We start from the raw sequence: 24,984 nt of genomic DNA, 5'->3' as shown, positions 1-24,984 counted from the left end.
TTCTCATTGCAGGTCTGGAAATTTTTGCCAAACTTCTGGATTAACAATATGAGGTGGCTTTTTACCCTGAAGCACTTGCACTATTTGATTAGCTGCGGAAAGTGCAGCAGCCATAGCAGCTTCAGGTGTAACTCCAGCCAGATGGGGTGACAAAATTACATTGTCAAAGTCATATAAAGGATTATCCTGAGATGGGGGTTCTGGCTCAAATACATCTATTGCTGCTCCTGCGATCAATTTTTCACGAATGGCTACAACCAAATCTTTTTCTCGAACTATCTTCCCACGAGATGTATTAATTAAGAAAGCAGTGGGTTTCATTTTTCCAAAAGCTTCTAGAGCAAACATTTCATAGGTTTCATCGGTTAGTTCGGGATGCAAAGATACAAAGTCAGATTCAGCCAAAAGATATTCTAAATTATTTACCAAAGTTCCACCCAATGCTTCTGCCTTGCTGGCTGGGACGTAAGGATCGTATGCTAAAACTCGCATCTGAAATGCTGTATTGCACTTATGAGCAACAGCACTACCAATCCTTCCCAAACCAACAATCCCAAGTGTTTTTCCTTCGATTTGCATTGGTTGTACCTGATTACGAATTAGGTAGTTTCCTGTTTTGACACACTGATTGAGAAAAATTAGCTTTTTTGCCAAAGCTAAAATCATGCAAATCGTGTGTTCTGCAACAGCAGTTGTTGACAAACCAGGATTGTTGACTACGACAACTCCCTGTTTTGTTGCAGTAGCAATATCAATTGCATCAGTTCCAAACCCAGAGGTACTGATGACTTTTAAATTTTTTGCTAATGCGATCGCTTGGGCATCTAATTTAGTAGGATAACGAACAAAGACACCGGATGCTTCTTGAATAGCATCATTGATTTGATTCTTTGTTGGTTCTTTTAAAATTTCGACATTTGTATATTCTTCAAGTAATTTTTCACCTTTTTCATGGTACATTCTACCTATTAAAAGAATCTTGTAATTTTTAAGATTCACTGTGGTTTTTTTTTGGGAAATAGCTGTCATCTAATTTCTCCTATACACTACAAGTTATCAGGAAGTTTATAAATGAACTTGAACTTTTTCAGGTAATTTTATTTTTTCTGGAAGTGAATTAATATTATATGTGACTGGCTCTAATAGTTGAAAAAGGTTTTGAGCGATGGTAGTTAAAGGATCGATCGCTTTAATAGAATCAATTCCATTTAATTTGAGAGATTTAGTGAAAAGATGAAATTCTGTACAGCCGGAAATAAAGGAACGAGTCTTATATTTATCTAACAATTCTTGGATGTCTGCAAGAATTGTCAGTGGATCGTGTCCTCGCTTTAATACTTTAAAGATAATTTCAAGGAGCCAGTCCTGTTCTTTTTCAGATAGAGAAATAATGCGATTAACAGCAGTACAACCTTCGTGAAACAATCTTTTATGGTAAGCGCCTGTACCTGCAAGTAAAATAGCTGGCTCATCATGTTCTTGCAGTTGTTGGTCTGCAATTTTAATTAAGGAAATTACCTTATTAGTAAGGTGTTCAGGAATATGAGGTAGAGCATAATGTGCTGTACAACAGCCAATCACTATGCGGTCAACAAATTTATTGAGGTTTTCTAGATGCAATTGCATAAAATCAATAAATTCTCTTTCATTTCCACTATTAATGGAACTTGTGCGATCAGGTGCAGAGGGAAGTGAGAACACAATGACGTTAGGTGCTTCTTGTTCGTTGTCAGTAAATTGATTGTATTCATAAATTGATTTGAGAAATTCGGCAGTAACTACAGGTCCCATACCGCCTAAAACTCCAAGAATTGGTAGTTTTTTCTTCATAAATATGCTCCCAATGAGTGATTTCTATAGTTTAATTATATTTATGATTAAAAATTAAAATCTGTCGCGAAAAGTTCCGTATCTTCTTGTTCAGATTTTTCTATGTAAAAAGGTAGCTTTAATAATGGTATGTTAGGAGATTTAACTACTGTTTTCATAAGAGACTCTAACAAGTTTAGTATCAATAAAATACGCTCACTGGTAAATATATCTGTGTTATAGATGAGCTTGAAATAGAGTTCTGTTTCCTCTACAAAAACGAATTCTAAATCGAATTTAGAAGTAACATTTTTGGGATCAATTGAGTTAACAGTAATTCCATCTAATGCTAGATCTACATTTTGATTGTTTTGCAGAACAACTGCAATATCAAAAAGGGGATTGCGGCTAGGATCGCGCTGAAAATTTAAATCTGATACTAGTTTGTCAAAGGGATACTCTTGATTGTCATATGCAAAGAGTGTGGTTGTTTTCACTTTACTAAGTAAACTACCAAAACTGTCATCTGCTGCTATGCGATCGCGTAAAACTAAAGTATTAACGTAAAAACCTATTTGTTCCTCTAAATCAGGATGATTTCTACCAGCGATGGGAGAGCCAACTGTAATTTCATTTTGTTCAGTATAGCGAAACAGAAAACTCTTAATCAGAGTCACCAACCCCATAAATAAACTAGCTTCTTGAGTTTTGATTAATACCTTAAAATGCTTAATTAATTCTTGATTTAGCTTGCATATTATCGCAGTACCTTGAAAACTTTGTACTGCGGGTCGAGTGTAATCTAATGGTAAGTTAAGACGTGCAGGCAGAGGAGTCAATTTAGCCAACCAGTACTCACGTTGCGCTTGTAATCTCGATGTTTTTAATTGCTGATCTTGCCAGTCAGAATAGTCTTTATAATGAATTTTCAGAGGTGGCAGTAATTCAAAATTATGCTGTCCATAGGCATGATAATATGTGAGGAAATCTTTAATTAAAACTCCTGCTGACCAACCATCAGAAATGATGTGGTGCATATTAAACAAAATTATATAGCTGTATTGACTCAATTTCAGTAAGCTGACTTTAAGTAAAGGCCCCACTTCTAAATCGAAAGTAGTTTTGGCATTTTTGTCAATATATTCAGTGATAATTTTTGCTTGTTCTGGTTCTGCATACTCTGTCAAATCTATCTGCTGGAGAGCAAAATTCATTTGCTCATGTACAATTTGACGCGGTTGATTATCTATTAAAGTAAACGTAGTCCGCAAAATTTCGTGGCGTTGAATTAAATCTTGAAAAGCAGTTCCAAAGGCAGCAATATTAAGATTACCGTTAAATTGATAAGCACCAGGCATTCCGTAAGCATTATGATGGCGATCAAGAAATTCTAAAGCCCAAAGACGGCGTTGCCCATGAGACATAGGATAAGATGTTTGCGGAGTGATTGCTGGTATGGGTTCTTGATAGTCATATTGGGCTTGAGATACTAAAGCTGCTAATCCGGCGATGGTGGGAACTTTAAAGAAATCAGCTAATTTTATTGCTACATTTAGTTCTTTATGAACATGAGTTACCACTCGCGAAAGGAGCAGAGAATGTCCACCAATCTCAAAGAAATTATCAAAAATACCAATGGGATGTTTGCTAATAAAATTTTCCCAGATCTTGACTAGCTTGAACTCTAAATTATTACGAGGTGCAGTATAAGCTAACTGTGCTAGTTTACTTGTTTCTTTGAGTTCAAGGAGCGATCGCCAGTCAATTTTCCCATGTCTGGTCAGAGGAAATTGCTTTAAAAAGATAAAAGATCTAGGAATCATGTAAACTGGCAAAGAATAAGAGAGAAATTCTCGTATTTCCGAAATTTCTATATCTTTGACAGTTTGACAATAAGCAGATAATTGAGTTTGATGATCTACCTGGATAGGTAAGACAACCGCTCTTTCAATATCAGCATGACGGCTAAGTTGATATTCAATTTCTCCTGGATCTATGCGATAGCCATTGACTTTAACTTGATTATCTTTACGACCAATAAATTCAATCACACCAGGAGCAGTTTGTTTCCCTAAATCTCCGGTTCTAAAGAGAGTTTTTCCCTCATTGATAAAGCTAGGTTGAAATTTTTCTGTGGTGATTTGGGGGAGATTGTGATAACCAGCTGCTAATGCTGCACCTTCTACACAAATTTCACCTACAACGTGTAAAGGTACCGTGTTATTAAATTCATCAAGGACAAATAAGCGATTATTATGGAAAACTTGACCAAGAGGTACGTCTGTATCTAAATTTGTATCTATTGTATGTTGAGATACTCCGACACAAGTTTCTGTCGAACCGTAGACATTGCTGACAATTGCAGACGGGAAGCGTTTTTGTAAAGCGATCGCTATTTCTCGATCTAATTTCTCTCCGCCAGCAGAAATATATTTTAAGCTGGAGATAGTTTCTTTGGGTGTGAGGACATTCAAGATTTCCCGATAGATAGATGGCGTTGTGTGCAAAGCATTGATTTGGTTTGCTTGTAAAAACGCCACTAAATCCCCTATATGCTGGACTTCATATATATATAAAGCAGCACCTATTGTCAATGGTAGAAAGATATTCCGCAAAGATGGATCGTGGGTGATCGGTGCAGTGAAGATATAGCGCCATTCAGGATGTTGATCTAAGTCAAATGTGAGTCGTAAACTGCGAATCACATTCAAAATCGAGACATGACGACCCATGACTCCTTTGGGATTTCCTGTTGAGCCAGAAGTATATAAAATATAGGCTATTTGGCTAGATTCTGGTTTAACTTGAGGCTCATTTTTGTCAAAATCTGCCAAAATTTTATCGATTTTATCCAAGCAAATTTTCTCTATATTTTGAGGTAATTGGGAGACAAAATTACTCTCCGTCACACAGATATCGCAACCACTATCTTTGAGAATAAAATCAATACGGCTAGTAGGATATTGGGGATCTATCGGGACATAGGTTGCACCAATTTTGAAAATTGCTAGAATGCTGATAATTAAATTTTGATTACGTCCGGTCATCAGGGCGATCGCTTTCCCAACACCTAGTCGATATTGCTGATGTAAATAATTTGCTAACCTATTTACCTGCTCATTCAATTCTTGATAGGTGAAAGTGGTTTGTCCCACAATCAATGCTGGTGCATTGGGTGTAGAGTTGACTTTAGCAATAAAGTCATCAATAATTGTTTTATCTTGAGGTAATTCTATCGTTTCCCCTGTTAACTCTGCCCAGAGTTTTTCCTGTTGCACTTGTGTAATTAAAGGCAACTGATAAAGTAAACTATTGGCATTGTTAATTACGCCCTCTAGCAAAATTTCAAAACTGGCGAGAAATTGTTGAATAGTCTCTTGTTTAAATAGTTCTGTATTGTAATTGCAGTAAATAATAAGCGCATTATTGACTTCGATAAAATTAAATCCTAAGTCGAAAGGAGTATAGCCAATTGGCTCTGGTGGTAGCGATACTTTTAATCCCTCAAACTCAGGTAGAGTCAGACTAGGGTCCATGTTGAAAGAAACTGAGATCAGAGGAGAACGAGAAAAATCCCGTTGTAATTGTAAGGCTGCTAATAATTCTTCTAAAGCGTGACTTTGATGTTTAAAAGCAGCTATGAGTGTTTCTTTAGTATGACGCAGATGTTCCACAAACGAAGCAGTCAAATGTGGCTGGATACGTACTGGTAAAAATTGTGAACAAAAGCCAACTAATGTTTCACTTCCTTCAATTTGTCTTCCAGAAATAGGAATACCAATTACTAAATCATCATGACCAGAAATCCGTCGCAGAAAAGCTGTGTAAGCAGCGAACATTGTCATAAATAATGTTGCTTGGTTTTTGCGTCCCACAGCTTGCAATTTTTGCCATAATTGGGGATCAATAATTTTACTTTCTCGACTCCCGGTGTAAGTTTTCACAGCTGGACGAGGAAAGTCGGTAGTTATCTCAAATCTTGGGATTTCTCCCTCATAGGTTTGCAACCAAAAGTTACGATGCTCTAGCATTTGTGGACTTTGGGCTTCTTGCTGTCGCAAAGCTAAATATTGGCGAAACTGCATTGGTGAAGCTAAAGAATCTGTCGAATTCCCAATTTTTGCGGAGTAAACTTTGCCAATTTCATTTAAAATTAGCCCTAGTGACCAACCATCGGCAACTATATGATGGGTTTTTAAAGATAATAGATAATGTTCAGGAGCTAACTGCATCAGCGCAGCTGCAAATAAAGGAGCAATATGTAAATCAAAAGACTTTTGAGCAAACTGAGTTCTGAATGTTAAAGCAGTGGTTTCGGGGTTATTTTCATGGACTAAATTGATTAATGGTAAGTCAATTTTGACACTATTGATAACTTCTTGTAGTTCGCCTTGTGCTAATATTTTTGTTCGTAAAGCTTCATGACGATTGACTACTTCATTAATCGCTTGCTCTAAAGATGAAATATCTAAATTACCATGAAATTCCAAAGAAGTTGTGACGTTATATGCGGCGGAAGCGTTTGTATCTAATTCTCCCATCAACCACAATTGACGTTGTGCTTCACTGGTAGAAAATTGATTTTTTAAATTATTCTTCTCATCCTCATTATCAGAGCGATCGCTTGCTTCTTTTTTCTTAGCTTGTGGTAGTTTGGCATTTTCAAAAAAACCCGCTTGTCGCAATTCTATAATTGATTCTTTAACAGCAGCCACTACTTTATCTATATTTTCATTGGTATGGCTAGTTGAGAGAAAACAAACTCGTTTTTCCCAAGTATATATACCTTTGAGATTTAACAAGTAATAAAAAAGCGGCAATTCGATGGGTTGCAGGAAAATACTATAAGCTCCAAAAGGTTCAAAGCGAAACAAAGAGCCAAAATGAACAATGCGGATCGGAATTCCTACTTCTTGAAAGAATTGATTAACTTCAGTTGCTAATCGATTGGTTAATTGATTTACCCTTTCCTGAATTGTTGCACCTTGTTCACGTAAATGTAGCAGTACTGCACGACAAGCCGCAAGTGCCAAAGGATGACGACAGAAAGTTCCGCCATAAGCAGTTAATTCTGTTTGCGGATGAGAATTATCTCCATAACTCCAAAAACCGCCGTCAATTGTATCCAAAAAATCTGCTTTACCGCAGATCATGCTGATAGGTAAACCACCGCCAATTGCCTTACCATAAACTACTATATCTGCCTTAACATCAAAGTATTCTTGCGCTCCTCCTGGAGCAATCCGAAATCCCGTAATAATTTCATCAAAAATCAGCACAATCTCTTTTTTATGAGTTAATTTACGTAACTTTTGTAGAAACTCTTTCGGCTGTAAATCGGGTTTACGGCTTTGTACAGGTTCGACTAAAATTGCTGCTAAATTATTAGCATGAGCAGCAATGATATCTAAACTTTCTTCGGCTCCGTAGGTAAGAATTATTACGTCTTCAACCATTCCTGATGGTGTACCTGGACTTAATGGTTGAGCTATGGGTGGCTCTTCTGCAACTCGCGCTAAAATGCCATCAAAAGTACCATGATACGAACCAGCAAACACAGCAATTTTTTGACGTTGTGTGCGAGAACGAGCAATCCGAACTGCTGCCATAATTGCTTCTGTTCCAGTATTACTAAAAGCAACCCGTTCTACACCCGCAATTTCATTAATTAAACTTGCTGTTTCTGCTGCGATATTAGACTGCATTCCTAGTCCTATTCCGTGTTGCATTTGCTGCTGAATTGCTGTCAACACAAAATCAGGACTATGTCCAAAAAAGTTAACACCAAACCCCATTGCTAAGTCGATGTAATCATTACCATCAATATCACGAAAACATGCACCTTGGGCTGATTCTGAAACAATGGGATATTGAAACTCTTTTAATGTCATACGGAAGTCAATGGTAGGTTTGACATCAACCATTGTTTTCCGGCTCTTTTGTGAATATGCCTTAGATTTTGCAGTTTTTTGATTATAAATAACCTGCAATTTGTAGATAAAAGCTTGCTGCTGTTCTGTTAAAGATTTATTTTCATTCAGTTTTAAAGCCAGTGGATTTAAATTGGGAGAGCTAATTTTTTTAACTCTCTCAACTTTGGTTTTTTGAGGAGGAGATACAGTTTCTCTTTTGCTTGTTTGAAGAAGAGGCGGAGGTGTAATTAATACTTCTGTATTTTGTGTAACAGGTACAGATTGGAGTATTTCTAATTGTTTGATAATGGTTTTTTCATGTATATCTTTAAGTTCTTTCAAAGATTGCAATTGCGCCATCATTAAAGCTTCTTGACTAGAACTTACTGCTGCTGGCGATATAACTTTTGCAACTTCATTCACCGATTTTTCAGCAGCACAAGCAATAATTAACTCTTGTCCATTGTAGATACTAAGATTGTTTTGTTGGGAAAAACTATCCGCAGTAGCAAAACCACAGCGTTTCAAAACAGTACACCAAGTTTCGCCACTCAACAAGGGCGAATCTACACGTAATTCTTTGTCTTGAAAACGCCACCATCCTGGAGTGAGTCCAAAAGTTAAATCCAGCCAAGAATTATTTTCTACTGTTTCTAGGAGTACTAAATAACCACCAGGTAGTAATAATTCTCGAATATGATTGAGTGTTTCTGTAATGTTGCAAGTACTGTGAAGGACATTAGCAGCCACAACTATATGATAAGAATGGGCTGGTAATCCTTGAGAAATTGGTGATTTTTCAATATCTAATTGATGGAATTTGAGGTTATACTTATTTTGAAATTTTTGTCGAGCTTTATTTAGTAAAACAGGAGAAAGTTCGGTAAAAGTATAAGTCGCATGATTGAGATTTAAGTGATTGAGAATTGCTTCCGAAGTTGCACCTGTACCACCTCCAACTTCGATCATTTGGTAAGGGCGATCGCTCGAAGCAAAACTCTTTAAAATCCCGTTAATTGCTTCAGCTACTCGTTGATTCATCAATCGAGATACAGGAGAAGCTCCGTATATACTTTCCGCATGAACAACTGAACCTGCTGGGAAAATTAACTCTAGAGGATCTATATTTCCTTTTAAAACTTCTGCCAAATTTTCACCGCAGCGTTGCAGCATTTCTAACTCAGGTTTTGCTGCTGGACAAGTTTGTTGCAGATTTTCTATAGTTTTTGATAAATCAACAGATGTAGGCAGATTTTTTACTGTCCATACATGACCTTGATTTTGAATAATTCCGGCTTGCTCTAAAGTTTTTAAATAACGAGTAATTAAAATATAGTATTTTGGAGCAATGGGTAAAGTCTGTAATAAGTTTTCTGCTGTCCAGATTTCGGCTTGATTTAGTTTCTTACCTAATACTGCTAAAGCTTTTAAGATATAGCCAACAACAATTGGTTGTAATTGAGAAATTATCCAAAGATAATTATTTAATTCTGAGTCATTATTTGCTAATTCATCCGATGTTTCTAATGATTCTTGAGCAACAAGATTAGCGATATATGTAGCTATGTCGATAATTGTTTGTAAATCGGTAAATAATTGATCTATCTTGATCTTGACAGCAAATTTCTCTTCAACTTTGCGAGCAAAGTCTGTGAGAATTATAGAATCTGCTCCTAAATTTAATAATGTCTCATCATCTCTAATCTCATTTTCATCTTCTTTAAGGAGTACAGCCAGAATAGACTTTAACTGATTACGGATATCTTGCTGATGCTTTTGGTTATTTGATACTGTTAATTCAGTCATTTTAATTACTTCTTTTTCTATATATATTTCGTTAGATATTTGAAATTTAAAACGTTTTCTTTGAAAAGGATAGTTTGGTAATTGGACATTTCTATAGCCGTAATCTGCATTGAATTTTTCGGCATAGAAATGTACTCCACGAATGTATAATTGACCAAGTGCTGAAAGCATTGTCTGCCAATTATCTACATTTCTATCGAGAGAACTTAGCCAAATAACTTCATCATTATAGCGACGACCTTGTTCTGCAAGTATTGGTCTTGTCCCGACTTCTAAAAATAGATTATATCCTTTGTTAATGGCTGTAATTAGACTCTGCAAAAATTGTACAGGTTGACGAGATTGCTGTCTCCAATAACTTGCATCGGGTGCATTTTTGAAAGGTTGTCCGTCAATTCCTGAAAGGAGCAAAATTTGAGGTTGATTGTAGTCAATTCCACGAGCAGCAGTTTCAAATTCATCTAAAATTGGTTCCATTAATGGAGAATGAAAAGCACCTGCGACAGAGAGATATTGAACCACGATTTCTTGATTTTTACAATTGGTAATTATCTCATCAATACTGTCGCTGGCTCCAGAAATGATAATTTGTTGAGGGTGATTAATTGCAGCGATCGCAACTTGATGAGTATAGTTTTGAATTAAAGAATTTACTGTGACTTCATCTGCAAAAATTGCAGCCATTTTTCCTATGGGCGCAGTTTGCATCAATTGTCCACGTTTCACAATTAATGCTAAACCAGCTTCTAAACTAAATACCCCAGCAACACAAGCTGCTACGTATTCACCAACGCTATGTCCAATCAGTAAACCGGGTGTGATTCCCCAAGATTGCCACAGCATAGCTATTGCATATTCTAGAGCAAAGATCGCTGGTTGAGCGTATGCAGTTTGATGGAGTAAATCTGTGCGATCGCCAAACAATATCTCTAGTAATGGATACTCTAAATGATTGGCTAAAATTGCTGCACACTGATCAATATATTTACGGAATGTCGGTTGGGTTTGGTAGAATTGCTCACCCATCCCTGGATAACAAGCTCCTTGACCAGTGAAGAGAAAGACAACTTTCGGCTGTTTTTCTCCTGTATAGCGTTGATAAAAAGTGAAATTATCAAGACTTTTTTCGTCAGCAAAAGCTGCTAATCTTTGTTGCAACTCTGGTAATGTATCTGCAATGATCGCTAAACGTTCAAGTAAGGGCGATCTCCCAATAGCCGCACTGTAGCAGATATCTCCGATTTCTGGATGAGACTCTAAGCGAGTATTAAAACGTCGCGCCAGTTCTTTCAAAGCTGTTTGGTTATGAGCAGAAATCGTCAACAGATGACTAGGAAGTTGTTGCTTAATTTCTGGTATGTTTGCAACGGGTGCTTGTTCGACAATCACATGAGCATTTGTTCCAGAAAAACCAAAGGAACTGACTCCAGCGATACGGGTTGCGCCATTGTCAGGCCAGGGTAGGGTTTGTGTAGGAATTTTGATTGCATGTTTTTGCCAATTAATCAAGGGATTAGGCTCTTGAAAATGAAGATGTGGCGGGATTTTACCATGCTGGAGGGCGAGAATCGTTTTCATCATCCCCGCAATCCCTGCGGCTGCTTCCAGATGTCCGATATTAGTCTTGACTGAACCGACATAAAGAGGTTGCGATCGCTCTCCATACACGGCGGCGATCGCATTCATTTCAATGGGATCACCTAAAGATGTCCCAGTGCCATGTGCTTCTATATACCCAATTTCATTCTGTGTAACTCTGGCATCAGCTAAGGCTTGACGGAGTAAATCTTGTTGGGCGGGACCACTGGGAACTGTTAACCCGGCGGCTGCACCGTTATGATTGACCGCAGAGCCTCGTAATACAGCAAGAATGCGATCGCCCTTTTTCTCAGCCACAGACAAGCGTTTGAGTACCAAAACCCCACAGCCTTCTCCCCGCACATAACCATTTGCAGCCGCATCAAAGGTTTTGCAGCGACCATCGGGAGACATCATCCCTGACTGAGAAAGGTTAATCGTAATGGCTGGATTCAAGATGAGATTTACCCCACCCACCAAAGCTAATTCACATTCATGATTCCTTAAGCTGCGAATAGCTTGGTGAACAGCCACCAGTGAAGAAGCACAGGCTGCATCAATAGACATACAAGGGCCGTGCAGATTGAGAAAATAAGATAGGCGTCCTGCTGCTGCACTCAAAGCATTTCCTGTACCAAAAAAAGAATCGATTTGCTCATAGTTGCTTTTGTAGACGGTCATAGCATGGTCAGTACTAGTGATACCGACAAACACACCCACGCGATCGCTTGCTAAATTATTCGGTGGTAAATTAGCATTTTCTAAAGCTTCCCATGTCACCTCCAAAAGTAATCTTTGTTGCGGGTCCATTGAGATGGCTTCGCGAGCAGATATGGAGAAAAAACGGGCATCAAATTCTGTAATATCTTCTTGTAAAAATCCCCCATAACGAGTGTTCATTTTTCCTGGGGTAACTTCCTGAGCATATAAATTGGAGATATCCCAACGGCTTTTAGGAACTTCTACAATTGCGTCTAGTCCAGCTTGACAGTAATTCCAATAAGTCTCAGGAGAATTTATCCCACCAGGAAAACGACATCCCATTCCGATAACAGCAATTGGCTCACTTTGTCTAGTTTCTAATTCGGTAATGCGAGCCTGCATGACCTCCATTTTGGTTAAAGTTGTTGCTATGAGTTTTTTATAATCTGTATTTTGAGCCATTTTTATGTCCGCGAGTTTTTATTTTCCGGAAATATCTAATCGGGTTTTTCCCCTGAAAATAAAAGATAGTCATCAAACGCCATAAACCAACCCCGATCTCTCGACCAAGCTTCCAGTCCCGGATTATCTTTCTGAAGATTGATCACTAGATCGTGTTTACTAATTCCTTTACCTACCTCCGCAAAGTAACGAACAGCAGCTGGCCAAACATATTCGCTAATTGATACAGCTTGGATATTTACAAATCCATGCTTTTTGAGTTTTTCAACATAAGTATATCGGTCATATTGGTTGGTGAAAGGAATACACATTTTCTTACTATTAACGCGAAGCCAAAAGTTAATATCTCGTCCAATTCTAGGCAAACAATCTGCTAATGCTAGTTTCCCACCAGGGCGCAAAACTCGAAATGCTTCAGCAAAAAAATCCTCACGAGTATTGAAATGAAAAGCACATTCTAAAGCTGTAATCTTATCAAAAGAATTGTCTTCACAAGGAATTTTCGTGGCTGAACCTACCTGAAGATTGATTCGTTCAGCTAGTCCCGCTCTAGCTACTCGTTCTTGAGCAATTTCTACTTGTAATTTTGTAGTATTTATCCCAGTAATTGCATCTACATTATTTTCACGCACCCAGAGGATATCTTGTTCGGCAAAACCGAAACCGACATCTAAAACTTCGTCTCCAGAGCTAAGTTCGGCAATTTCTCCTAATTTCCGGGCTAAAGCCGCACAGGCTCCATTATAAGTTGTTTCTTCTTTCCAATAGCCAAAGTTGAGCCATTGGGGAATATTGGGATCGTTAAGATCGCGTTCTCGTTTGGCTATCCTGGTATAAAGTTCAGATACCTCAAATTTATCTCGTAAAAACCAGATTTCCTGAACTGGATTCTGGATAAATTCTTTGATGATTATCCAGCGATTGCGCCATTCATAGTTTAAGGGAATTTTGCCGATATTTTCCAAATCTATACTCTCCTATATATAAAATAAAACTTCTCAGTCTGCGGAAGTTTTGGCTTTTATGAACGGTCAACCTCAATATTTACTGATCATATTTATCAAGCTCTGCTAACTTTTGATTAAGTAGTACAGCTAATTCATCTTCATTGAGACTGTCATAAGGATTCAAAGTATCACTAGAGTCATTGATTTTCATTTCAAAATTTATATGCTCTGCTAATACTTCTTCCCGCAAATAAATGCTCAGACTGGTGATATGAGGATAATCAAAAATTATAGATGCAGGTAAATTACAAGCTAAATTGCTTTCTAGCTTATTTTTAAATTCTAGTACCATTAATGAATTTAAACCTAATTCTAAAAATGAAGTTTGATGAGGAACAATACTACTTGCAGTTAACCCGGTAACTTCGCGTAAAATTTGCTCAATTCCTTGAGATAAACTTTCTGCTCGCTCATCTATAGATACAGATTTTAACTGCTCTAATAATTTTGCAGAATTATTTTGACTATTTTCTTTTGTTGTCAACAATTCTGTGAAGAATGGTTGATTAATATTAAAATTTTGATTAAAAATAGACCAATCAATATCAATAATCACTCCTTGCGAAACATTTCCCATAATTAATTGACTAAGATATTTCAGGGCGATATCAGAAGACATGCTTTGAATACCCCAGATCGCAAAACGTTGTTTTTCAATTTCATTTTCTGTATCCCATGCTCCCCAATTAATATTAATACCTGGTAATCCTAAACTTTGTCGTTGCTGCATTAAAGCATCCATAAAAGCATTAGCAGCAGCATAATTACTTTGACCGGGTGAACCGAGGATAACAGCAGCAGAAGAAAAGGTGATGAAAAAGTCTAAAAATAGATTGCGGGTGTAGCGATCTAATAATAAAGTGCCTTCTATTTTCGGACGCATTACGTTCTCATATCTTTGCCAATTTTGATTACTTAAAAGCCCATCATCTAAAACACCAGCCGCGTGAATTACTCCTCGTAAGGGAGGTAAATCTTTACCAAAACGGAAGAAAATTTGTTCTATATCTACTGCTGAGGTAATATCAGCACTGATAATTGTAACTTGTGTTCCATTTTGCCTTAATGATGCGATCGCTTCTGGTGAAGATTTAACATTGCGGCTACACAAAACTAAGTGACTAGCTCCCATTTTTGATAGCCATTGAGCTAATAGCAAGCCAAGTTTACCTAAACCTCCAGTAATTAAATAAGCTCCTTCTTTGCTCACAAAATCCTGCTTTTGTACTGGGGGAATTGTTGCAGATACTAATCTTGCTCCATAACGGTTTCCTTGGCGTAAAGCTAGGCGTAATTCACTACTGAAAGTATGAAGTTCTTGGAACAAAAATTCAGCTTCATCTGCTTCTTCGGTTGGTGATAAATCCAAACACACACATCGCATTTGCGGATATTCTTGATTAATTACTGCTCCTAATCCCCATAACCAAGATTGTTGAGGTTGTATAGAAGTTTCAGCTAGTATTTGATTTGCATTGCGAGTCACTAGCCATAAATCAGGTAATTTTTGCCAATTAGTAGTGATAGTTTGGATTAAATTCAATGCAGCATGACAACTCTTGGAAACTGTATCTGCATATTCTGTCATCGGTGCATTTTCCCAGATGAAAATTACCCCCGTGGGAAATTCTCCCGATGGATACGCTTCTTGATATAAGCGTTTAAAATCAGACTTTTGAGATGAATTGATCACAAAATCATCTGGAGAACGGCGTTTATAATCCTCACCAAGTTCTACAGTAATGACTCGTTCTCCAGCTTGTTTCAATAAGTTTGTCAACTGATGCAAGGCTGTATCAGGATACACAAATATTAACCAAGAATTGTTAGTATTAGCTACAACAGTTGACACTGAATTTAACTTTTGCCATTTAACTTGATAAAACCAATTTTTCTCAGATTCCTGCCATAAATGCTGTAAAACTGCGGGATTAGTACGCCTTGCTACTAAGTCTATAAACCGAGCGCAAAGCTGTTCTTGTTGGTCATAAACCTCTACATCTACGCGCATTTCACCGTTAGTGTCAGATTTAACGAAAATGCGTGTTTCAGCTTGAGAACCAGGATTTTCAAATAATTCTAAAGAAGAAAAGCCATAGGGTAAATGTAATTCCTGACCATGAATTTCTGGAAAAGCTGCGCCAATACTTTGCAAGCAAGCATCTAGAAGCACGGGATGCAGACAATATCGTTGATCTACTAAACTGCGATCGATACTAATCTGAGCCTGAGAACCATTTCCTAAATAACGGAGTTCTTGAATAGCTTGAAAACGCTCACCGTAGGTGATTCCCATTTGCTGATAAAGTTCATAAAATTTGGGAATAGCAACAGATTCCCCTTTGAGATCAGACCAATTATTTATAGACGCAGGTGCTTTTTGATTGTGAGGTTTAATCTCACCAGTCACGTGCAGAATCCAGTCATCTTTTGCAGAATTACTACTAAATATCTCAAAACTATATTCCAATGATTTTTTTGATTTAAAAATCATTTGTAATGTGGTTGGAGATGAAGATAACAGTAATCCTTGGTGAATTAATACATTTTTGATAGTTACCAAATGATGAGTAAATATTTTCTGGCTGGCTGTTAAAATCGCTTCGATGAAACCTGTAGCAGGAAATATAGTTTTGGTAAATACCTTGTGTTCTGTAAGATAATCTGGCTGCTCAGAATTTATCTCTCCCTCAAAAATAATTTCTCCTGTAGCTAGTTTCTTGAAATCACTAATAAAAGGATGCAATTTAGTTTGAATTTCAGCTATAGAAAATTGTGAATTTGACAACCAGTAGCGTTCTCTTTGAAATGGATAATTAGGCAAAGGAATCCGTTTTCCTGACTTAAATACCTCTGTCCATTCTACAGAATAACCATTCACAAAGAGTGTTGCCAAACTTTTATACATTTGGACTTGTTCATCTTGTCCAGGTATGATGCTGGGTAGCCATAATATATCTTTATTTTGATTATCTTTAGTTTGATAAGTTAGTCGTGCCATACCTAGTAACACTGGTTTCGAGCCTAACTCCAAAAAACAGCGATAACCACTATCAACTAAGTATTTAAATCCTTGACCAAAATGTACAGTGTTGCGAATATGACGCAGCCAATAATCAGGAGTAGCAATTTCTTTACCAATTGGTTTACCTGTGAGATTGCTAATAATATTCAAGCTTGGTTCATGGAAATCAATTTTCTGCAAAACCTTGGTGAAATTATCAAGCATCGGTTCCATTAACGGGGAATGAAAAGCATGAGATACTGCTAAACGTCTAGTTTTATAACCTTGCTTGATAAAAGTTTTCTCTAGTTGATCGACAATTTTACTCAAGCCGGAAATGACATTAATTGCACCATTAGCTGCGGCAATATTTACTTGATTTTCATAGGGAATGAGATGATCTGCTACTGTTTGATAATCAGCATAAATTGCTGCCATGGCTCCATTCTGCGGTAGTTCTCCCATTAAGCGACCGCGTTGGACAACTAATTGCAAAGCATCTTCTAAAGAGAAGACTCCCGCTAAACAAGCGGCGACATATTCACCAATGCTGTGTCCTAAAAGAGCCGAGGGTTGTATTCCCCAAGATTGCCATAATTTAGCTAGTGAATATTCAAGTGCAAACAAAGCTGGTTGCGTGATTTGAGTCTGTTCTAGCAACTCGCTGTTTTGCAATTCAAAGATTATATCTAACAGCGATGTTTCTAAAATTGGTTCAAGGGTTTGATCACAAAGATCCAAAGTATTTCTAAAGACAGGTTCTTGGTTATAAAGAGTTTGTCCCATCCCTGAATATTGAGAACCTTGTCCTGAAAATAGGAAGGCTACATTGGACTGAGTTTCTGATGAAATTGGTCTAATCAAATTCTCAGAATCCTCACCTGTTTGAAAATCACTAAGTGCTTGTTGAACTGTGGTGATTGAATTGGCTAAAATACACAATCTATGGCGAAAAACAGCCCTTCCTGTACTAGCAGTGAAACACGCATCTGCTAAATTAACAGATTCATTAAAAGTGGATTGATAATTTTTGGCTAATTCTTGGAGAGACGTTTCAGAACGAGCCGAAAGTGGTAATAAGTAAAATTTATCATCTGATTTTTGGGGAGAATTAGCGGCAATTTCGCCGACAATTACATGGGAATTCGTACCACTAAATCCAAAGGAACTGACTCCCGCAATGCGTTGGCGTTCGCTAGAATGCCAGTTTTTTCCATGTACTGGAACTTCAAAAATATGAGAATTCCAATCAAAACGGGGGTTGGGTTGCTGAAAGTGAAGATGAGGAGGAATTTTATGGTGTTGCAAGGCTAAAACAGTTTTGATTAAGCCAGCAATTCCGGCTGCTCCTTCTAAATGTCCTAAATTGGTTTTGACAGAACCAATAATTAAAGGTCGATTTTGGGGACGTTTCCCAAAAACCGCAGCCATACTTTCTAATTCAATCGGATCGCCGATCGCAGTCCCGGTACCATGCGCTTCAATATAATCTATTTGCTCTGGTTTGAGTTGCGCGATCTTCAGGGCTTGATGTAATAATTTCTCCTGAGCATCACCATTAGGTACAGTCAGTCCACTACTGGGGCCATCGTGATTCACAGCTGTACCATATACTCTCGCTAAAATGCGATCGCCATTCTTAATTGCTTGACTCAATCGTTTGAGAACAATCATTCCGCAACCTTCGCCCCGCACCATCCCATTTGCACTTGCATCAAAAGTTTTGCAGCGTCCATCCGGTGCAAGCATATGAGCGCGACTTTCAATTAAGGAAATCACCGGAGTTAAAATAATGTTGACACCACCAGCCAACGCAATCTCACACTCTCCATTCCGCAAAGCATTGCAAGCTAAATGCACTGCTACTAAAGAAGAAGAACAAGCAGTATCAACTGTCATTGATGGCCCTTGCAAGCCCAGTACATAGGATAAGCGACCAGCAGCTACGCTGACAGAAGTTCCAGAACCAGTATAGGCATTAATCGCTTCTGGAGCATAACTCAACTGGGCATAATCTTGAGTCATCGCCCCCACAAAAACCCCAGTTTGACTGTTGCGTAACTGCTGGGGATTTTGTCCCGCCGATTCCAAAGCTTGCCAAGTAGTTTCTAATAGTAAGCGTTGCTGCGGATCTATGGCGACAGCTTCACGAGGAATAATCCCAAAAAATTCGGCATCAAACTGATCTATTTGCTCCAAAAATGCACCGTAAGGAGAATAGATTTTTCCTGGTGTATCTGGATCAGGATGATACCAGGCTCGACTATCCCAGCGATCGCCCGGAATTTCTCCTACCGCATCTTTCCCCTGCTCTAACAGTTTCCAGAAAGATTCCACATCATTCGCACCGCCAGGAAATCGACAAGCCATCCCCACAATTACAATTGGATCTTCTTCTTGTTGTGGTGTTTTTGGGGTAGATTTTTCAACTTGGATTTGGGGGATTTCTGGTATTAGCTTTTGTACAGGAATTTGTACCTCAGAGATATTTAAAACTTCCCGCAGGAAATAATCTGCTAAAGTTTCCACATTGGGAAACCGAAAAGTAATTGTTGAAGGTAGAGAACAATTGAAATCTGTTTGCAAAAGATTGCGAAGTTCTGTGGAGGTGAGAGAGTCCATCCCCATATCAAAAAAGCCTTGTTGGGGAGAAACAACTTCATCGGTTGATAATCCTAAAACAGTGGAAACTCGCAAACTAAGATGGCGGATGAGTAAATCTCGACGCTGTTTGACAGATACTGTTTGCCATTGTTCCAAAATATTTGATGCAGTATCAGATTTCGTTTCTCCTTTGGGTAAGAAGTTTTGATAAAAGCTTTGGTTGATGTAGGGGAAACGTTCCCAGTCAATCGCAATCACACCAGCACGTACAATCTGATTCAACAAAATTTTTTCTAAAGTCTGGAGTGCTAACTCAGGTGCGATCGCATCATAACCTTTCGCGGCTAATCTCTCTAAAACATTGCGATCGACTGCTGCACCAATTTCGCTCCATGGCCCCCAGTTAACGGCTGTTGCAGGCAAATTCTGTGCATGACGATAATAGATAAAAGCATCCTCAAAAGCATTAGCCGCCGCCGCATTCGCTTGTCCCGCCGAGCCAATCAGCGATACAGCAGAGGTATAACAAACAAAGAAATCTAAAGGATCGTTGAGGGTAAGTTGATGCAGTAGCCAAGTTCCTTTCACCTTGGGTGCTAGAACATGGTTAAAACTTTCTGGCGTCAGTCGCAATAATGTAGTATCGTCTAAAGTACCAGCAATGTGAAAAATTCCCCGCACAGGATACTGAAAACGGCATTCTTCTAGCAATGTGTGCAATTTTTCAGCATCTGTGATATCAACATCTTTGATTTGGATATCTGCGTTAATTGATTGCAGACTTGTCAGGATTTTGGTGTTGACAGCTTTTGCACCATTGCGACTGCACAATACCAAATGACGAGCGCCACGTTCTATCATCCATCGAGCGGTAGCTAAACCCAATCCGCCTGTACCACCAGAAATTAGATAATAGCCATCTTCACGAAAATTGATATTACCATCTGCTAGTTTGCGCTCTACTAAACGCGGACAAAAGCGTTCTTCCCCGCGCAAAGCTATGCGAGTTTCTTGTGTATTATTGTAGATTTCTCGAAATAAATTTTTCCCCACATCTTGTGTCTTGGGATCTAAATCAATCGCTCTAAAATTAAGTTCGGGATGTTCTAGTATGAGGCTCAGAGCGATTCCTAATAATGAAGATTGGGCTGGAGAAGTTAGGGTTGTGACTGCTTTAGCTGGTACAGATCCTTGAGTGACAAGAATCAGTTTCGGCAGATTTTCTTGTTGTAATAATGCTTGGATGAGAAATAGAAAACGTCTACAATGAATTTCTACTGTTTGATAAATTTCGCCGGCGATTTCTTGTAATGGCCAGAGATAGATTATTTCACGAGTTTCTGGAGTTAATAAATTTTGTAATAGTGATAGATATGTGTCGAGAGAATCAGTATTAATGTCTTGAGGGAAGATGAGAGAACAAGCAACTCCTCGCTGTTGTAATGGAGTAACTAAACTTTGAGCAATTCCTTTTGAATCGGCAAATATGATTTCATGGGAAACAGATTTACAAACACTATTTCCTTTAGCAACAATCACACTTTGTCGTAAGAGATTGCGTGTCTCTGGGTTGCTGGGTTCAATAACATTAATTTCTGTAAATTGATGATTTGTTAGTAAATCTTGCCAACGTTCTGTATCTACTAAAGGATAATCATTACGGAGTGAATCTTGACTACATAACCACCATCCCTCTGTTAAACCAAAGGTTAAATCTACCCACCGACGCGCTCCTGTACTTTCTAACAATATTAATAGAGCGTTGGGAGCGATGAGAGAACGAACATTTTCAAGTGTTTTATTAATATCTGCTGTAGCATGAAGGACGTTGGCAGCGATAATAATATCAAAACTTCCAGGAATAAAGCCTTGAGTAATGGGGTTCTTTTCAATATCTAAAGTTTGATATTTAACGAAGGTATAATGGCTAAAGTTTTCTTTAGCTCTGGTTAAAAAGCTAGAGGAAATATCGGTAAATATATATTCAATTTGGTCATTCACTAAATGTGGTAAAATTGCGGCAGTACTTGAGCCTGTTCCGCCTCCAATTTCGAGAATTCGTAGCCGACGATTTGTAGGTAAATTTGCTACTGCACATCTAATTGTGGCTGCAACTAGCTCATTCATTAACTTAGCTCCAGCCGCATCAGCATACACAGATGCGATCGCATTCAAATCACCTTGAGGAAATAGTAATTCTAACGGCTCAATTTGGCGACGCATTACCTCAGCTAAAACAGAAGCACAACGTTTTATGAGATTAATTTCTGCTAGATAATCAGGAAATTCACTGCAAAGGTGTTGGATTTGCAATTGAGATGAAAATATTTCTGGTTCTTTAATTAATAACCAGCCATTTTGTTGCTGATTCAGAATCCCTTCTTCGGCTAAGATAGCTAAACATCGCGATAATAAGGGACGATAAAAATCAACTACTCCACCTTGAACAGCGATCTGTTCTTCTTGATAAATTTGACCTAATTCTGGTTCCCAGTTAAGCTGTTTTAAACCTTCCCAAATATAAGTTACACTCAAACTTTCCATTTCCGCGAGCAAGCATTCATATTGGCGTAATTTCTCAGCCGATTGCTGTTCTAATTGCTGTGGTTTAATTTGAGTTTTAATGACATCGGGACTAACTAAAGTATCTCTACCATCGGGTAATAATGGTGCTAAGGGAATCCATTCTTCTATGTAAGATTGTGGTTGAATTTCATGGTGAAGGATTTCTTGGCGTTGAACAGCTTTGAGTTCAAACCCGATAATTGATACTAATAATTCTCCTTGTTCGGAATAAATATCAATATCAGAGATAATCAAATTATGAGAACTTTCAGTGAGTCGAGCCGCACTGATGACACAATCACCCGGAGACTTGAAGAATTGGAATTTAGCAATGCGAGTTGGTACATAAGTTACAGATGATTCTTGCTGAAATAAAATCGCAGCTATCGCCTGAAAACAAGCATCGAGCATCGCTGGATGAAAATGATAATTTTTCGCTTCTATAAGCAAGTTATCTGTTAACTTAATTTCAGCAAATGCAGTATTTTGACTACACTGAAGTTGATTGATTAGCTGAAAACTACTACCGTAATTGACTCCCGATTTTTGATATTTTTGATAAAATGAATTAATTTCCAGATGTTCTGGAGAATTAGCCGCTATTTGTTCTAGATTTTGGAAAGTTGTATTGACTGATTTTAATTTCTGAATCTCTCCAGCAACGAGTAGATCCCAATTATTATCAACTTGATGATAGATTTGTAAATTATCTTGATTAAGAATTACTTGTAAAATATCTGCTTTGTCTTGCAGTATTAAGGCTTTTTTAAATTCAATATTTTCTACAATAACCGCTTGTCCTTCTGTCGCAGCTAAAGCCATTTCAATAAAAGCTGCACCAGGAAATATCGGTTTACCAAAAACTTGATGTTCTGCTAAAAAAGCTGGGTTGTGCTGACTAATACTAGCTTGATATTGAATAGAAGATAGAGGAGAAGGAAAGCGATCGCCTAGTAAGGGATGTCCAGAATGATCATGATGAGATTTAGTAGCAGAATCTACCCAGTAGCGTTTGCGAATGAAAGGAGAATTGGGTAAACTGATTTTTTGTCCTGAGTAAGAGCGATGAAATTCTTGCCAATTAATATTCACTCCGCGTACATATAGTTCAGCTAGGACAGTTTGGATTTGCTGATCATTATTACTGTCTTTTGTTAAACTACACAACCACAGGATTTCATTTTCAGATAAATTCCTCTGATCAACATTAGTTAAAATCGGCTGATTGCCAATTTCTATAAATATTCGATACCCCATTTGCTTCAGGGTAGAAATTCCTTGAGCTACATGAGCTGATTGATGTAGATGTTGCACCCAGTAAGCAGCAGTTTTAATAGAGTTACTAGCTACTTCACCATTTAGAACATCAATCAAAGTGAGTTGTGGATTGCTATAATTAATTTCTTCAGCTACTTTTTTAAAAGCTAAAAATCTTTCTTCATCAATATTTTGATTTTGACTAAATAAACGAACACGAGTTGCAATCAACTTAACTGCATCTTCCAGAGCCAAAACTCCAGCTTGTTGAGCAGCGAGATACTCGCCAAAGCCAGTACCTAAAACCGCAGCAGGACGAATTCCCCAATATTTCCAGAGTTCACAAACAGCATATTGTAGTGCAAATAATGCTGGTTGTACAGATAAATGATCATCTATATTTTGATGTTTATAAACTAAGTCTTCGATAGAAAAATCCAAATAATTTTGGAATAGGCGATCGCATCGCTCAAAAGCATGATGAAATACAGGCTCATTCACAAAAAGCTCTTTTGTTATTCCCGAAAATATCGCTTGCTGATCATGAAAGAGAAAAGCGATTTTCGGATTTACTTGCACCTCGCCATGAATAATATTAGTTTCTCGGCTATTATCACTAGTGAAAGCCCGAAGTTGTTCCTGAAAATCCGCAGCACTAGAAACCAACAAAGCTAGTCGTTGTTTATAATGAAAACGACCTGTATTTAAAGAAAAAGCGATATCAGTTAAGTTAACATCAGATTTTTGATCAACATAATCAACAAACTTATTAGCCAGCAAACGCAAACGTTCTTCATCTTTTGCAGACAGAGTAATCAGTACAGGAAGTCTATTTTTAGCCGTGGATTGTATTTGCGGAGGTTCACTCAAAATTACATGAGCATTAGTTCCCGATGCTCCAAAAGAACTGACTCCAGCTGCTTTGATCTTGCTATTGCTAACAGTCCAAGGGCGAGTTTGTGTCACTACATTGATGGGTAAGCTATCCCAATGGATGTGAGGATTTGGTGTTTGCAAATTGAGATGAGCCGGAATTTCCGAATAATAAATAGATAATACAGTCTTGATTAAACCAGAAATTCCCGCCGCCGCCGCTAAATGACCAAGATTTGTTTTGATCGAACCGACTAACAAAGGTTGGGATTGAGAACGATTAACACACAAAGCATCAGCGATCGCTTTAATTTCAATCGGATCTCCCAAAGATGTACCCGTACCGTGAGCTTCGACGTAATCAATGATATCTGCATTGAAACGAGCGTCAATCAAAGCCTCACGAATTAAATCTGTCTGCACAGGGCCGTTCGGAACTGTAAATCCGCCACTCGCACCATCGTTATTAACTGCTGTTCCGCGAATTAACGCCCAAATGCGATCGCCATCTGCTAAAGCTTCGCTCAACCTTTTTAAAACGACGACTCCGCAACCTTCACCAATCCCAAATCCATCCGCACTGGCGTCAAAGGTTTTGCATCTACCGTCAGCAGCTAACATCTGATTCTTGCACAATGCGATCGGTACTTCTGGTGTCAGAATCAGGTTTACTCCTCCTACCAAAGCTTGACGACATTCCTGTGCGCGTAAAGAACGACACGCCAAATGCACCGCCACTAGCGAAGAAGAACAAGCCGTATCCACAGCCAAGCTAGGGCCATTGAGATTCAAAAGATAAGAAATGCGTCCAGCCGCAGCATTGGTATGGTTGCCAGAGATATGATAAGCCCCAATTGTGCTATAATTTCCATCTGGTGCAATCAAACGAGCATAATCATTATTGGTAATCCCAATAAACACACCAGTTTTGCCAATTCTAGTGGTAGGTGCAGCCATTCCAGCATTTTCTAAAGCTTCATAAGCAACTTCTAAGAGTAACCGTTGCTGGGGATCAATATGCAAAGCTTCTCGTGGTGCAATCCCGAAAAAGTGCGGATCAAACATTGAAACATCATCGAGAAAACCACCTTGAGAAACATAGATTTTCCCAGGTTTACTTCTGTCTGAGTCATAAAAATCAGAAGTATTCCAGCGATCGCTAGGTATATTTGTGAGCGTATTTCCACCAGTTTTGAGAAAAGACCAAAATAATTCAGGAGTGGAAACATTTTTCCCAAAACGACAACCCAAACCCACAACTGCGATAGGTTCGCTTTGTTTAGCTTCAACAGCCTTTAATTTCTCTTTTGCTTCGTTGAGTGCTTTAAAGACTCTTGTTTGGATTGATTTGTCGTTATCTGATATATCCATAAACCTGAATTAATTATGAATTAAAGGTTTGACC

Annotated in this window: 5 protein-coding genes; all 5 read right to left on the bottom strand. The window is 38.2% G+C overall.

The annotated features are described in order from the left end of the window. Nucleotides 1-3: 3 nt before the first annotated feature. Nucleotides 4-1,029 (bottom strand): hydroxyacid dehydrogenase, encoded by a 1,026-nt coding sequence (locus tag AC5JMK_RS18505; RefSeq protein WP_096679357.1) that lies wholly within the window; start codon nt 1,027-1,029, stop codon nt 4-6. A 36-nt stretch (nt 1,030-1,065) separates the two neighbouring features. Beyond that, nucleotides 1,066-1,830 carry an aspartate/glutamate racemase family protein gene (locus AC5JMK_RS18500; RefSeq protein ID WP_495910759.1) on the bottom strand — a complete coding sequence of 255 codons (765 nt, stop codon included), beginning with the start codon at nt 1,828-1,830 and terminating at the stop codon, nt 1,066-1,068. 47 nt (nt 1,831-1,877) lie between these two features. Continuing rightward, a complete protein-coding gene (locus AC5JMK_RS18495) occupies nt 1,878-12,269 on the bottom strand; it encodes an amino acid adenylation domain-containing protein (protein WP_495910758.1) in 10,392 nt (3,463 codons plus the stop codon). Nucleotides 12,270-12,304: 35 nt separating this feature from the next. After that, nucleotides 12,305-13,234, bottom strand: coding sequence for an SAM-dependent methyltransferase (locus AC5JMK_RS18490; protein WP_495910757.1), 930 nt, complete (start codon nt 13,232-13,234; stop codon nt 12,305-12,307). Nucleotides 13,235-13,313: 79 nt separating this feature from the next. Beyond that, nucleotides 13,314-24,950 carry an SDR family NAD(P)-dependent oxidoreductase gene (locus AC5JMK_RS18485; protein WP_495910756.1) on the bottom strand — a complete coding sequence of 3,879 codons (11,637 nt, stop codon included), beginning with the start codon at nt 24,948-24,950 and terminating at the stop codon, nt 13,314-13,316. Nucleotides 24,951-24,984: the final 34 nt, after the last annotated feature.

Source organism: Pelatocladus sp. (assembly GCF_059505505.1).
This window is presented reverse-complemented; position numbering and strand designations above follow the sequence as displayed.

Coding starts and splice junctions, on each gene's coding strand:
- AC5JMK_RS18495 (WP_495910758.1), bottom strand. CDS start 12,269: ATGGCTCAAAATACAGATTATAAAAAACTCATAGCAACAACTTTAACC.
- AC5JMK_RS18500 (WP_495910759.1), bottom strand. CDS start 1,830: ATGAAGAAAAAACTACCAATTCTTGGAGTTTTAGGCGGTATGGGACCT.
- AC5JMK_RS18485 (WP_495910756.1), bottom strand. CDS start 24,950: ATGGATATATCAGATAACGACAAATCAATCCAAACAAGAGTCTTTAAA.
- AC5JMK_RS18505 (WP_096679357.1), bottom strand. CDS start 1,029: ATGACAGCTATTTCCCAAAAAAAAACCACAGTGAATCTTAAAAATTAC.